Genomic DNA, 14,270 nt, shown 5'->3' on the forward strand with positions numbered 1-14,270 from the left:
CGCGCGCGTTGCGCGGCGGAAAAGGCTATAAGTCGCTTCAGCATGACATGGATTTTGACGTGAGCGACGACGCCGACCTGGAGGTGCCGGACAAACCGCTGCGGCGTGGGTGGACCACGGGCGCCTGCGCCACGGCCGCGACGCGCGCGGCATGTCAGGCGCTGGTGAGCGGCGATTGCCCGGATATCGTCGAGATCGAATTGCCCGGCGGCAACCGCGTCAGTTTTGCGGTGGCTATGTCCGAGGTCGGTGCCGAGGCGGCGACTGCCGGCGTGGTGAAGGATGCCGGCGACGATCCGGATGTCACCCATGGCGCGCTGGTCAAGGCGACAGTGCGGCCGGGGCGGCCGGGATCGGGCGTGGTGTTCATGGCGGGCGAGGGGGTCGGGACCGTCACCAAGCCGGGGCTGCCGCTGCCGCCCGGCGAGCCGGCCATCAATCCGGTGCCGCGCGAGATGATGCGCGCCGCGGTCGGTGAGGTCATGGCAAGATACGGCGGCACGGGCGATGTGGTGGTGGAGATCGCGATCCCCGGCGGTGCCACGCTGGCCGAAAACACCCTGAACGGCCGCCTCGGCATTGTCGGCGGATTATCGATCCTCGGCACCACGGGAATCGTCGTGCCGTATTCCTGCGCAGCGTGGATCCACTCCATCTATCGCGGCATCGATGTCGCGCGCGCCTGCGACCTCCGCCATATCGCGGGAGCCACCGGATCGACATCGGAAGCGGCCGTGCAGGCGCTGCACGGCCTGTCCGGCTCGGCGCTGATCGACATGGGTGACTTCGTCGGCGGCATGCTGAAATACGCCAGGCGGCATCCGGTGCCGCGCATCACCATCGCCGGCGGCTTCGCCAAGATGACCAAGCTCGGCCAGGGGCTGCTCGATCTGCATTCGCGCGCCGGCAGCGTCGACATGAACTGGCTGTCGACACTGTTGTCCGAGCACGGGGCGCCCGACGACCTCGTGCAGTTGGGCCGCGATGCCAATACCGCGCTGCTGGTGCTGCGCGAGGCGGAACGGCGCAACGTTCCGGTCGGTGAGTTCGTCGCCAAGGCGGCGTGGAAAACTGCGGCCAAGGTGCTCGACGGATCGCAGATCGCGCTCGACGTCGCCGTGTTCGACCGCGATGGAAAGATCGTGGGGCGGGCAGGGTAAACGTAGCGGTGACCGCTCTTCCTTCACCTCTCCCCGCGTGCGGGGAGAGGTCGACATTCACGCGAAGCGTGGATGTCGGGCGAGGGGGACTATCGAGTGAAACACCGACTCCCCCTCACCCGGAGCCCTTCGCTCCGCTCAGGACTCCGACCTCTCCCCGCAAGCGGGGAGAGGTAAAGAGGCGCGCCCCGGAATGACAGCTACTCCACACCGCCGCGAAACCTCCGGCGATAGTCGGCGCTGTACAGCGCGCTGTCGCGGAAATCATCGGATCCCAGCGCCTTGCCGACCAGGATCAGCGCCGTGCGTTCGATGGTCGTGTCGGCAACGGCAGCAGCGATCGTGCCGATCGTGCCGCGCAGAATCTGCTCATCCGGCCGGCCGGCGCGGAACACCACCGCCACCGGACAATCGGCGCCATAGTCCGGCAGCAGGTCGGCGACGACCTTGTCGATGACATGGATCGACAGATGGATCGCCAGCGTCGCGCCGGTCGCGGCGAAGGTCGAGAGTTTTTCCGCCTCGGGCATCGCCGAGGCGCGCCCGGAGGTGCGCGTCAGCACCACCGATTGCGCGACTTCCGGAAGCGTCAACTCTTTCGCCAGCGCAGCGGCTGCGGCGGCGAAGGCGGGGACGCCGGGCGTGACGGTGTAGGGAATCTGCAGCGCATCGAGCCGGCGCAACTGTTCGCCGAGCGCGCTCCAGATCGACAGGTCGCCGGAGTGCAGCCGGGCTACGTCCTGTCCCGCCTCATGCGCGCGCGAAAATTCGGCGACGATGTCGTCGAGCGCCATGCCTGAGGTATCGCGGATGCGCGCGCCCGGCGGGCAATGGGCAAGCAGCGCCTGCGGCACCAGCGAGCCCGCATAGAGACACACCGGCGATGCCGCGATCAGGTCGCGACCGCGCAGGGTGATCAGATCGGGCGCGCCGGGGCCGGCGCCGATGAAATGGACCGTCATGAACCTTCACCTTCTGCGATGGCGCAGGTGACCCTGCCGGCCACGATGCGCGCGCCGAGCAGCCTTGCTTGGCGACCCGCGCCGACCAGTGCCGCAGCCTCGGCAATCGAAGCCGTGCCTTTGATGTCCAGCACGCGCTGCGAGCGCGTCAGCAATTTGTCGTCGACGGCATCGAGCTGCGCCAGCGAACAGCGCAGCAGCGGCAGCGCTAGCTGTCGCGCTGCTTCGATGATGCCGGGCTCGTCGGCTTTCGTGCTCTCGGTGGCGAGTGCGGCGAGATCGCCTTTCGCGATGTCGGACTGCTTCAACGCGATATCGATCAGCGCGACGATCTCTGCTGCTTTGGTATCGCGTCCGCATCCGATGCCGGCGACCATCACGACTTGATCACCCGCCATTGCGTGACCGGCATCGCCGGGCGCCAGCCATACATGCTGCCGACGCGATCGGCCCTGGCCACCTGCAGCCGTACCAGTTCGCCGCCGTGCGCGCGGAAATAGTCGCCGAGCCGGGACTCGGTCTCCAGCGACACCGCGTTGACGACCAGGCGCCCGCCGGGTTTCAGCGCGCCCCATACTGCTTCAAACACGCCGTCGTCGCCCATGCCGCCGCCGACGAACACCGCGTCGGGCGCAGCCAGACCCTGCAATGCCAGCGGCGCTGCGCCCTGCACGATGGTGAGTTCAGGCGTGCCGAGCGACGCCGCATTGCGCGCGGCACGATCGGCGCGATCGGCGCGCGACTCGATGCCGATCGCGCGCAGCGACGGATGTCGCAGCAGCCATTCGATGGCGACGGAGCCGGCGCCGAGGCCGACATCCCACAGCAACTCGCCATGGCGCGGCTCCAGCGCCGACAGGGTCACCGCGCGGATCTCGCGCTTTGTCAGCCTGGCCGTCATTCTCGAAGCAGGAGTCGTCGAGGCCGGGCGCGAACGGCAGCGTCATCGCGCCGGGCGCGCACAACACCTCGATGGCGATCGTGTTCAGGGGCGCGATGTCGTCAATATCAAAATGGTCCGCCCTGGCCTGGCGCAGTCTTTCGCGCGGGCCGCCCATCGCCTCGAGCACGGTGATGCGCGATGTCCCCATGCCGCGCGCGGCGAGCAAAGCGGCGATCCGGGCCGGCGTGGTGCCGTCCCATGACAGCGCGAGAATGCGTGCGCCGGGTTGCAGATAGCGGATCACGCCTTCCAGCGCGCGGCCGTGCAATGTCACCAAAGCGACCTCCTGCAGCGACCAGCCGAGCCGCGCCGCGGCGAGGCTGTAGGCGGAGGGCTGCGGCAGGCAGATGAACTCCTCCGGCCCGGCAATGGCGGCCAGTTGCTTGCCGATGCCGAAATGAAACGGATCGCCGCTCGCCAGCACGGCGACGGCGCGGCCGCGGTGCCGCGCTATCTCCTGCAGCGTGGCATCGAGCGGGCTCGACCAGGCGAGCCTGCGCCCGCCGATGAGTGCATCGGCCATTGCGAGGTGGCGGGCGCCGCCGACCACCAGCTCGGCCGCGGCAACGAGACGCTTGGCCACGGCGGACAGGCCATCGATGCCATCCTCGCCGATTCCGACGATAGACAGCCAGCGCGGCATTGTGCAGGTTGCGGCATCAGTTTTCATGCGGGATGTCCCGATGCGTGTTCTCGTTCTCGGCGGCTCCACCGAAGCGTCCGAATTGTCGCCGCTGCTCGCGGCCGACGGCCGCTTCGATGCGATCCTGTCGCTGGCAGGACGTACCCTGAATCCCCGGGCGCAGGCGGTGCCGCTGCGGAGCGGCGGCTTCGGCGGTGTCGATGGTCTCAAAGCTTGGCTGCGCGAGCATGGCACCGAGGCGGTGATCGACGCCACCCATCCCTTTGCCGCGCAGATGTCGGCCCATGCCGTGGCTGCCTGCGCGCAGCTCGGGATTCCGCTGACGTCGATCGACCGGCCGGCATGGCAGCCAGTGCCCGGCGATGACTGGCGCAGCGTCGACAGCGTCACGGACGCCGTGGGGGCGCTCGGAGCGGCGCCGCGCCGGGTGTTGCTGACGGTAGGGCGACTCGAACTCAGCGCCTTCGCGGCCGCGCCGCAGCACCACTACGTCGCCCGCATGGTCGATCCGCCTGGCGATATCGCGCTGCCGCCCGATCTCCATGTGCGGTTGGCGCGCGGGCCGTTCGATCTGGCGTCTGAGGCGGCGCTGCTCGACGACGAACAGGTCGAGGTGATCGTATCGAAAAATTCGGGTGGCGGTGCCGCCTATGCGAAAATCGTCGCGGCGCGCGAACGCGGGATTCCGGTGGTGATGATAGCGCGTCCGCACAAGCCGCGTGGCGATTGGCTTGCCAGTCCAGCCGCCGCAATTCCCTGGCTTGAGCAACGGCTGCATCACAGTCTGTCGCGTTCGGCGCGCGGCGTGTAGACCCACGGCGTCTTGCCGTCGCGCGCCAGCAGCCGGGTTGTGGAGGCGCCGACGATCACCAGCGTGCGCATGTCGACCAAGGCGGCATCGACCTCTGCCAGCGTGGTGACGACGACGCGGACATCGGGCATGGCGGCGTTACGGATCAGCAGCACCACGGTCTCCGGCGCCTTCCTGGCGCGCAACAGCTCGAAGGCGAGCCCGATCTGGTGCGGCCGTGCGGACGAGGCCGGGTTGTAGAACGCGATGACGAAGTCGCCATCGGCGGCTGCTGCGAGCCTTTTGGCGATGGTCTCCCAGGATTTCAGATTGTCGGACAGCGAGATGGCGCAGAAGTCGCCGCCGAGCGGCGCACCGACTTCGGCTGCCGCAGCGAGCATCGCGGTGATGCCCGGTTCGACCCGGATGTCGAGCTGCCGCCAGGCGGGATCGCCGGCCTCGATCGCCTCGAAGACCGCAGCGGCCATGGCGAACACGCCCGGATCGCCGCCCGACACCACGGCGACATGGCGGCCTCCGACCGCAAGCTCAAGCGCATGGCGCGCGCGATCGGCCTCGACGCGGTTGCCGGTGCCGTGACGCACCTGCGCGGGATCATTGACGGGAATGCGATCGATATAGACGCTGTAGCCGATCAGGTCGGTGGCGACAGCCAGCGCCCGCGCCGCCGACGGCGTGAGATAGTCGGGCGAGCCCGGGCCGAGGCCGATGATGACGAGGGAGCCGCTCACAGCCGTCGCCCCTGCCCGGGAATCAGCACCATGGAAAAATATGGCGCCGTGGCATCGTTGCAATCCGCCAGCGGCATGATGCGCTGTTCGGCCATGGTGCCGCGCACCACATAGATCGCGCGCTCCAGAAGCCCGGCGGCCGTGACGGCGCGGCGGATTTTTTCGAGGTTCTTGCCGACCTTCATGATCACGGCGGCGTCGGTGTCGCCGAGCCGCCGCGTCGGCTGCGCCTCGTCGAGCGTGCCGGGCAGCACGGTCAGCACATCGTCGCCCCAGGTGATCGGTGCATTGGCGCGGGTCCACGCGCCCGACATGCCGGTGACGCCGGGCACGACCTCGATCGGGAATAGCGTGTCGAGACGGCGCCACATATGCATGAACGAGCCGTAGAAGAACGGATCGCCCTCGGCCAGCAGCCCGACCGATTTGCCCTGCCGCGGCTGCGCGGCCAGCAGATCGCCGCTCTCTTCGTAGAAGCGGGCGATCGGCTCGCGATACGCGGCATCATGGGTGGGGACTTCGTCGGTCACCGGATATTCAAGTCGCAATTCGTGGCGCCCGGCGGCGATCAACGGCGCGACAATGCCGCGCGCATTGCCCTGCAGGCCGCGCTTGGCAAAGAATGCCACCACGTCGACGCTCTGCACCAGGGCTGCAGCGCGCAGCGTGATGTAGCGCAGGTCACCCGGTCCGACGCCGATGCCGTACAATGTCCCCGCAGCGGCGCGGCCCGCGAGGCTTTCGATGGTTGTCATTCGCGGTCGCTCGCCAGGGCATTGATGGCTGCCACGGCCATGGCGCTGCCGCCACGGCGGCCGTGGACCACAAGAAACGGCACATGGGCCTGCAGGGCCAACGCCTGCTTGGATTCGGCGGCGCCGACAAAGCCGACCGGTACGCCGATCACCGCAGCCGGCAGCGGCGCGCCGCGATCGAGCATCTCGAGCAGATAGAACAGGGCGGTCGGCGCATTGCCGATGGCCACCACCGCGCCGGCGAGACGCGGGCGCCATAGTTCCAGCGCCGCTGCGGAGCGCGTGTTGCCGAGTTGCGCGGCGAGGCCGGCAACCGAGGGGTCGGAGAGGGTACAGATCACCTCGTTGTCGCGCGGCAGCCGTTTGCGGGTGATGCCCTGCGCCACCATGTTGGCGTCGCACAGGATGGGCGCGCCGTCATGCAACGCGGCGCGGGCACGATCCGCGAAGGTTGCCGACATCTCGATGTCGTCGACGATATCGGGCATGCCGCAGGCATGGATGATACGCACCGCAACGCGCTCTTCCACGGCGTTGAACCGCGCCAGATCGGATTCGGTGCGGATGATGGCGAAGGAGTTGCGATAGATTTCCTCGCCATCGCGAATGTAGTTGTGCGGTTCAGTCATGCTGTTGCCATGGAGCGAAAGATCCGGTCGAGGAATGCCGCGAGTTCGGATGCCGATACGGACTCGGAGAACGGGTCGCGCGCCGTGCCGTTGCGCACGATGCCGAAGCGGTCGCCGGTGCCGACCAGAACCAGATCGGACGGCGCCGACCGGGCGCAGCCCTTGGCGCAGCCGGACACGTGGATGTTGCCGGTGAAGCCGCCAGGGAGATGCGGCGCCAGCCGGCGCGCGATGGCCCGGGTGTTGAGCGTCGTCGATGCGCAGGACGGCGCGCCGGGGCAGGCCTCGATGCGCAGCAGCGGATCGTCCGCCGCGACGATCCATCCGGCGGCGCTATCGAGCAGACGCCGCGCGGACGGCGCATCGGGGACTTGTGCGTAGAGGACGCGCCAGGGCGAGAGTCTGACCTCGCTGACGCCGGCCGATGTCAAAGCCGCCACAAGCGTCCGAATCTGGTTATGCTCGATGTGCCCGAACGGCATCGCCAAGCCGACGGCAAAGCGGCCGTTGCCGAAATCGAACGCACCGACGCGACGGGGCGCGATCGGTGCAGGGACTGGCGGCCGATCGGGCCGCGGACCAAGCCGCGCTGCTACAACCGAACGGATCGCGGCGACGTCGGTCTCGGATAGTTCGCGCATGCGCCGCCGCTGCGTGGGCTGGGTCACGTCGAGATAAGCGGTCGCGATTGCGATGCAGGCGTCCGCGGCGCTGTCCGGCGTCACCGTGCCGAGCCAGAGCGTGCCGCCGCGGCGGTCCAGGCCGACCGCGAGCATGGGCGCTGCATCCACCCGGACCGCAGCGAGGCGAATATCGGCGCGCTCGCCCGACAGGTCCAGCGCGCCGCCGCCATCCACGATGAAGCCAAACTTGCCCGGCAGCGACCACAGCGACGCGCGCGCCATGAGCGTTCTCGTGAGTGCAGCGGCAACCTCGCGCACGTCCAAAACTTCGCTCGGGTCGATGCCGGCAGTGGGATTGATCATGACGTTGCGCACCGATTCGCCGTCGGCATCGCTGTCGAGCAATCCCATGCGCCGGATCCCCTGCTGCAACGGCGCCAGCGCCGCCCTGCTGACGCCGCGGATCTGCAGGTTGGCGCGGCGCGTCAGATCGAGCTGGCCGTTGCCGAACCGCGCGGCGGCCTCGCCGAGCGCGGACAGGTCGTCCACGCCGAGCCGGCCGAACAGCGGCCGGACGCGCACGATCAGGCCGTCGCCGCTCGGCATCGGCCGCAAGGCGCCCGGGCACCAGCCCTTGATTTCGATCGCGTCCAAATTCCGCTCGTTTCTGTCCGTCTTCGCCGCTCGGCGGGTGAGCGACGCCCTGCGCCAGTGGCAAGGCCGCTCCAATTTGGCCGACAATTACGCTAACTGGCGCTGGCGGTCGAATCGAGCCGATAGAAGGGATGTCCGCGAGCAACCCTGCGGCGGGTTCCGAGGCGGCCGGGGCGTGCCGCTGGCGAGCCGGTCTTTAGGCGGCTTCGGAAATCGGGTTCGCCGCTGTCCGGCCTTCGCGCGGCAGGGTCACGCAGACCACCGTGCCGGTGCCGAGCTTGGAGCGCAGCCGCATCGAACCGCCATGCAGGTTGGTCAGCGACTTGGCAATGGCGAGGCCAAGCCCGGAGCCGTGATAGGTCTTGGTCGGCTGGCTCTCGACCTGCTCGAACGGTTTGCCGAGGCGCCGCAACGAATGCGGGGCAATGCCGATGCCGGTGTCGGCGATCATCAGCACCACGGAGTCGCGCAGCACGCGCGCGCGGACCTCGACCTTGCCGCCGTCCGGCGTGAACTTCACCGCATTCGACAGCAGGTTCACCAGGATCTGCTTGATGGCGCGGCGGTCGGCAACAACCGCGAGGTCGGCTTCGATGTCCGAGCGCAGCGTCAGTTGCTTGTCGTCGGCGCGGCCGGACACCACGCGCAGCGATTCCGAAAGGGTCTTGGCCAGATCTAGGCGCTCCAGGTCCAGCTTCATGCGGCCGGCCTCGATCTTCGACATGTCGAGAATGTCGTTGATGACTTCCAGCAGGTAGTGACCGCTGGTGAGAATGTCGTGGCAGTATTCCTGGTATTTTTCCGATCCGAGCGTGCCGAACATGCCGCTGCCCATGATTTCGGAGAAGCCGATGATGGCGTTGAGCGGGGTGCGCAGCTCATGACTCATATTGGCGAGAAACTTTGACTTGGTCTGGTTGGCTTCCTCGGCGCGGTTTTTCTCGTCCGAGTATTTCTGTGCGAGGTCGGCGAGTTCGAGCGCCTGCTGTTCCAGCGTGGTCTGCGAGTGCTTGAGATCGATGACCGTGGCGCGCAGCCGCAGATCGTTGTCGACCAGCTTCTGCTCGTGTTCCTTGATGCGGGTGATGTCGGTGCCGACCGACACATAGCCGCCGTCCTTGGTGCGGCGCTCGCTGATATGCAGCCAGCCGCCATTCTCGATCTGGGCCTCGAAGGTGCGCGCGCCGGGGGCGTGGGCGCTGGATTCGGCGAGGCGGGTGCGCACTTCCGGCATGCTGCCGACTTCAAGTACCGTCTCATACGAGGTGCCGGGCGTGACCGCGGAATCCGGCAGCTTGTGCAGCCGCTGGAAGTGCGAGTTGCAGAGAACCAGACGATCTTCGGCATCCCACAGCACGAAGGCTTCCGGAATGGTCTCGATGGCGTCGCGCAGCCGAAGGTCGGCCTCGACCGTCTTTTCGGCGAGGCTTTTCTGCTCAGTGATGTCGACAGCGATACCGATCAGGTGCTGGCCGTTGTCGCCGGGGCCCTGGCTGAGTTCGCAGCGCACCCGCAGCCAGATCCAGTGGCCGTTGCTGTGCTGCATGCGGAAGGTCTGGTCGATGTGGCTGAGCTGCGAGGAGATCAACTGGTCGGCGATCTCGAACAGGTCGATGTCGTCGGACTTCACCAGCGCGTTGACCTCGCCGAAGGTCAGCAGGTCGCTGCGGCTGTCCAGTCCGAGCATGGTGAACATCGACTGCGACCAGAAGATCCGTCCGCGCGACAGGTCCCAGTCCCACAATCCGCAGCGACCGCGGTTGAGCGCAGTGTCGATGCGGCCGCGCACGGCATCGTTGATGGCGTCGCCCTCGCGGGCGCGGGTCGATTGCCAGTGAAAGGCAAAGCCGAGGATCAGCACGACGAAGCCGGTGGTGGCCGACAGCGTGATGGCAAGCGCCGCATCGGAGCGCCAGATCGATTCGTTGTTTTCCTGCACAATGACTAGCCGGCCCGGCAGCGACTTGACGATGCGCTGGATGGCAAGCGCGTGGTTGCCGCCGGGAAGGGTGACTTCGACGGCGTCGGCGTGCTGGCTTTGCGGGGTGACCGACTGGGTCGCGCTCAGAGCGTCTAGGATGCGGCTGGTGTCGCCGAGCGGCACGTCGATCGGGACCCGGGCGAGGATGCGAAGATCGGCGCCGATGATGACGACGTGGCGACCTGCTGCGATGCCCCATGACGGAATGAGACCGGGCAGCGCGGCCTGCAGTCGTTCGCTCGATGCTGCACGGTCCAGCTGCGCGGCGCCGACGCGCTCAAGCCGCTCGCCGAGCAGGTCGGCCAGCGCAGCCATGTCGCGCTTGGTGGAAGCCTGCTTCTGGCGGCCCTGATCCAGGACCTGCACGAAGGCGCCAAAGAAAATGGTGATGAGAAATGCAATGATCAGTGTCGGCACTGCGCGGCGGAGCGCCGGCTCCGCAATCAATAGCCTATGATAGGCCGGTTTCGCGATCGACTGCGCCAATCCCTTGATCGAATCGGATTGGACGCACGCGCTCGCCGCGTGTGCGCGCGCCATAGCTTAGCCCCCTCGGCTTTGTCGCTGAACTCTGACCGAAAAGACTGCCCCGTCGCTTCGAATCAACGGATTCATTTGAATCCAGATTGCCCGGGCTGTCGAGAGTCAACGAAACGTTAACGTGAAATAAATTCTATCCAAGGGAAAATTTATGCGATCAGCTCGTGATCATACGGACGTTGATGAGTCCGAAACAGGAACGCCGCGTGTTCAGGCGTTGCGTTGCGGTTCGGCGTGACTGATCACGCGCTTCACGCTGGGGAATGCGCCGCGCAAAGCGCGCTCGATCTCGTCGACGCCATTGTGGACATCGATCACGCTCATGGTCGGCGCGGCCCGGCAATGGAAGTTCACGATCTCGCCGGCGTCGGTATCGCGCACCCGCACGTTGTGGATGTCGTTGATGGCGCCGCCGGCTGCGAACCGCGCCAGCGCCTGGCTGATCTGTTCGGCACGCGCCGGTGCCACGTCGGTGCCTAGCGGCAGATCCGGCTGCAGCGGTTCGATGTGGGTGTCGACCTCGGCGTCCGCGCCGAACTCGTCGCGGATATTGCGCTCCAGTTCATGGGCGATGTCGTGCGCCGCGTTGAGCGGCATCTCGCCGTCGACCTCGAGATCGATGCTGACCGTGAGCCGGCCGCCGAGGTCGTGAACGGTGACGTGATGAATTGCGACGCCCGAATTGCGTGCGATGACCATGATCCGCTCGCGAATGCTCTCGTTGTCGCCGGCGATCGGGACGGCGGTGAAAGTCAGGTCGGCATCGTCGAGCACGCGGCTGACGGCCTCCTGCGCCTTGCGCTTGATGTCCTCGATGCGGTCGATCGGATAGATCCGGGGCACGTGGACGATGGCATCGATGAAATGGATGGTCCCCACCATGCGGACGCGCAGCCGTTCGATGTCGACGACGCCAGGCACGGCGGCAATGGCCGCCGACGCCTTTTCGGCGGCGCCTTCCGGCGCACGGTCGAGCAGGGTCTCCACGGTCGAGCGCGCCAGCCGCAGGCCGAGCAGCGAGATCACGACGGCAACGCCGATGGCGGCCGCGGCGTCGCCCCATGCATAGCCGAAAGCGGACAGCGTCAGGCCGATGATCACGGCGCCGGAGCCGAGCACGTCGGAGGCAAAATGCAGGGCGTCGGCGGCCAGCGCCTGGCTCTTGGTGTCGCGCGCTGCGCTGTGCAGAGCGCGGGCGCGCCAGAAGTTCACCGCGATATCGACCAGCAGCACCACGAACGGCAGCGCCGACAATGTCGGCGGCGGAGCGCCTTCGCGCAGATGACTGAAGGCCTGCACCAGAATGCCGCCGGCCAGCACGTAGAGCATGGCAATGACGCCGAGCGCCGACAGGCTCTCGATCTTGCCGTGACCGTAATGATGCTCGTCGTCGGCGGGCCGATCGGACACACGCACCACCAGCCATGTGATGACCGTCGCCACGACATCGACAGCACTGTGCAGCGCTTCGGAGATCAGCGACAGACTCCCGATGGCAATGCCGACAATCAGCTTCGCCGCCGTCATGCTGGCGCTGGCAAAGATCGAGATGACGGCGACGCGCGTCTTGGTCTGGGTGATGGTGGGGGTGCTCATGGGCGCGGTTTATCAGCCCGTCGGCCGACGTCAACGCGCGTGTTCGCAACTGCAACTTAGTCGCAGTTGAGGTCCGATTCTTGCGAGCGCTCGAACCGTACGTTTTTCTTCAATGTGTTGTCACGAAGCTGACGTGGCCGATCAGAAACGTCCGGCAGCGAACGGAGCGGGATCGACGAACGGCGTTTCGTTGGTCATCATCTCGGCGATGAGACGACCCGTCACCGGTCCCAGCGTCAGCCCGTGATGCGCATGGCCGAACGCAAACCACAGCCCGGCATGCCGTGGCGCGGGCCCGATGATCGGCAACATGTCGGGCGTGCAGGGCCGCAGCCCCATCCACGGCTCCGGATCGACACGATCGGCCAGCGGAAACAGCGCGCGGGCCAGCGGCTCGACCACGCCGAGCTGAACCGGCGTGCGCGGCGCATTGGGCAGCGCGAACTCGATGCCGGTTGTGAGACGAATACCGCGCACATTGGGCGACAGCAGATAACCGCCCTCGGTGTCGAGCACCGGGCGGTTCAGCCTGGCGTCGCCGGCCGGGCTGTAGTGCATATGATAGCCGCGCTTCGCTGCCAGCGGCAGATTGTAGCCGAGCGCCATAGTGAGATCCGGCGCCCATGCGCCGAGCGCCACTACCGCGCTGCCGGCACGGACGACGCCATGGGCGGTCGTCACCTGCCAGCCCCCTCCGTCTGCCGCGAAGGTCCGGGCATCGCCCTGGACGAATTGTCCGCCCAGCTTCTGAAACAGCGCGAAGTACGCCATGGTCAGCGCATGCGGGCTCTCGATCCGGAACGGATCGGTCCAGTCGATGGCGCCGACCATCTCCGGCGCGAGATAGGGCTCCTCCTGCTGCAGGCCAACTGCGTCGAGGCTGCGATAGTTCAGGCCGAATTCGCTGCGCATGACCTCGGCCTGCTTCAGCCGGGTATCGCGGGCCTTGTGTGTGCGGAACGCCCGGAGCCATCCGCCGCTTTTGAGCAGATGCGAGGCGTCGGCGGCTGCGGCAAGCGCCTGATGCTCTGCCACGCTGTGCTCGATCAGCTTGGCGTATTGCCGGACCAGGCTCAGATATTTCTGCGGGCTCGAATTCTTCCAGTACGAAAACAGGAACGGCGCTACCTGCAGAAGTGCCAGGGGATGGTAGCGGACGTCGTTCTGCCGGTTCATGCCGTAGCGGAGGATATCCGGGATGCTGTGCGGAAATGCATGCGGGAAAACGCCTTCGCGCTGGATCAATCCGCCGTTGCCGAACGAGCATTCTTCACCCGGCAGGCGACGATCGACCAGCACCACCGAGCGGCCGCGTTTCGCCACATGTGCCGCCACCGAGACGCCGACAATGCCGGCGCCGAGCACGATCGTATCGACAGATGAATCCGGTCTGTCCGTGGTCATATGCAGAACCCTTGCTGAATCGGCGGTCGAGGCGGTGCCTCATGGCCGAATGCCGGCGAGAGAGCAGGCGGCGCAACGGCGCGCCGCTGCCCGCGGCTGATCCCGGGTTGTTTCAGGTTCGGCCCGGCTGAGTCAACGCGCTGCACTGCACAGGTGGGGTGCAGCAACGACGTGCGTTTCGGCAGATAGACTAGTTCGGGCAAGCGGCGCCAGTCTTGACCCAGGCCGTCACCAGCGCGCCGGCCCGTTCCTGCGTGCCCGGCGCCGGCGTGCGGCCGAAGCCCGGGTGCCAGGCCCAACCCACCAGCGTGTCCTTGCCGATATGATCGATCAGCGCTTCCACCGGACGGTTGCCGTTGCGGGCGGGATCTTTGATCTGCTGGCAGATCTCCGCCACGGTCTTGCCCTGCCAGGCCATTTCCAGCGGCGCGAGATGCCACTCCGGATGGCCCGGGGTGCGGGCGGGATCGAAATTCGCGGCGCGGTGGCAACTGGCGCAGCGCATGGTCTCGGTGCCGTGGCCATCGACGCCACGAACCACCGGCGGCTGATGCAGCTTGGCCTGATCGCCTTGATAGGGCCTGTCGCCGGCAGGATGGCAGTTGGTGCAGCGCGGATTGGTCAGCACCTTGCCAAGTTCGGTGAAGATCGCGGCGGAGCGCGCATTGACGTCTGCGATGCCGTCAAAGCTCTGCGGCGAGGCGAGCCCGTTCGATCCGGGTTCGGCCGCGGCAAAGCCGGTGAGCATGCCGATCGCGAGCGCGGCAATCATCGCGACGGTCTTGCCCGGCATCTCGGTCATATGGTCGCTCCTGATGCCGGTCATGCGGCCGTCGGT

Annotated in this window: 12 protein-coding genes and 1 pseudogene; 2 read left to right on the forward strand and 11 right to left on the reverse strand. The window is 67.1% G+C overall.

The features are described 5' to 3' along the window. Positions 1–47 precede the first annotated feature (47 nt). Positions 48–1,160 (forward strand): cobalt-precorrin-5B (C(1))-methyltransferase, encoded by a 1,113-nt coding sequence (locus ACUXVA_RS17970; protein WP_445487336.1) that lies wholly within the window; start codon positions 48–50, stop codon positions 1,158–1,160. A gap of 200 nt (positions 1,161–1,360) precedes the next feature. Here the strand turns inward: ACUXVA_RS17970 and cobM are convergent, their stop codons facing one another. The 3 genes and pseudogenes from cobM to cbiE form a co-directional block, all read right to left on the reverse strand. After that, positions 1,361–2,122, reverse strand: a complete 762-nt coding sequence (cobM, locus tag ACUXVA_RS17975) for a precorrin-4 C(11)-methyltransferase (protein ID WP_445487338.1) — start codon at positions 2,120–2,122, stop codon at positions 1,361–1,363. Beyond that, complete coding sequence (locus tag ACUXVA_RS17980; RefSeq protein WP_265079083.1) at positions 2,119–2,520, reverse strand: cobalamin biosynthesis protein; 402 nt, start codon at positions 2,518–2,520, stop codon at positions 2,119–2,121. The genes cobM and ACUXVA_RS17980 overlap by 4 nt, the downstream gene beginning before the upstream one ends. Then, positions 2,499–3,735, reverse strand: a pseudogene (gene cbiE, locus ACUXVA_RS17985) (precorrin-6y C5,15-methyltransferase (decarboxylating) subunit CbiE). Before cbiE ends, ACUXVA_RS17980 begins: the two are co-directional and overlap by 22 nt. 13 nt (positions 3,736–3,748) lie before the next feature. On the opposite strand from cbiE, the gene ACUXVA_RS17990 reads away from it, so the two are divergent. Beyond that, on the forward strand, positions 3,749–4,519 hold the full coding sequence (locus tag ACUXVA_RS17990) for a cobalt-precorrin-6A reductase (protein ID WP_265079081.1): 771 nt from the start codon (positions 3,749–3,751) through the stop codon (positions 4,517–4,519). Here ACUXVA_RS17990 and cobJ read toward each other — a convergent pair. The 8 genes from cobJ to ACUXVA_RS18030 all read right to left on the reverse strand — a co-directional run bounded on the left by cobJ (position 4,486) and on the right by ACUXVA_RS18030 (position 14,234). Continuing rightward, a complete protein-coding gene (gene cobJ, locus ACUXVA_RS17995; RefSeq protein ID WP_265079080.1) occupies positions 4,486–5,250 on the reverse strand; it encodes a precorrin-3B C(17)-methyltransferase in 765 nt (254 codons plus the stop codon). The genes ACUXVA_RS17990 and cobJ overlap by 34 nt on opposite strands. Beyond that, complete coding sequence (locus ACUXVA_RS18000; protein WP_445487341.1) at positions 5,247–6,005, reverse strand: precorrin-2 C(20)-methyltransferase; 759 nt, start codon at positions 6,003–6,005, stop codon at positions 5,247–5,249. The genes cobJ and ACUXVA_RS18000 overlap by 4 nt, the downstream gene beginning before the upstream one ends. Further along, entirely contained in the window at positions 6,002–6,634 is a 633-nt protein-coding gene (locus ACUXVA_RS18005; protein WP_265079079.1) for a precorrin-8X methylmutase, read from the reverse strand. Before ACUXVA_RS18005 ends, ACUXVA_RS18000 begins: the two co-directional genes overlap by 4 nt. Continuing rightward, complete coding sequence (gene cobG, locus ACUXVA_RS18010; RefSeq protein ID WP_445487344.1) at positions 6,631–7,911, reverse strand: precorrin-3B synthase; 1,281 nt, start codon at positions 7,909–7,911, stop codon at positions 6,631–6,633. The genes ACUXVA_RS18005 and cobG overlap by 4 nt, the downstream gene beginning before the upstream one ends. A 196-nt stretch (positions 7,912–8,107) precedes the next feature. Beyond that, positions 8,108–10,432, reverse strand: coding sequence for a PAS domain-containing sensor histidine kinase (locus tag ACUXVA_RS18015; protein WP_445487346.1), 2,325 nt, complete (start codon positions 10,430–10,432; stop codon positions 8,108–8,110). Positions 10,433–10,642: 210 nt separating this feature from the next. Beyond that, a complete protein-coding gene (locus tag ACUXVA_RS18020) occupies positions 10,643–12,028 on the reverse strand; it encodes a cation-efflux pump (RefSeq protein WP_265079076.1) in 1,386 nt (461 codons plus the stop codon). A gap of 141 nt (positions 12,029–12,169) precedes the next feature. Continuing rightward, positions 12,170–13,432 carry an NAD(P)/FAD-dependent oxidoreductase gene (locus tag ACUXVA_RS18025; RefSeq protein WP_445487349.1) on the reverse strand — a complete coding sequence of 421 codons (1,263 nt, stop codon included), beginning with the start codon at positions 13,430–13,432 and terminating at the stop codon, positions 12,170–12,172. 190 nt (positions 13,433–13,622) lie between these two features. Beyond that, complete coding sequence (locus ACUXVA_RS18030; protein WP_265079074.1) at positions 13,623–14,234, reverse strand: Isoquinoline 1-oxidoreductase subunit; 612 nt, start codon at positions 14,232–14,234, stop codon at positions 13,623–13,625. Positions 14,235–14,270 lie beyond the last annotated feature (36 nt).

The organism is Rhodopseudomonas sp. RCAM05734, assembly GCF_052658035.1.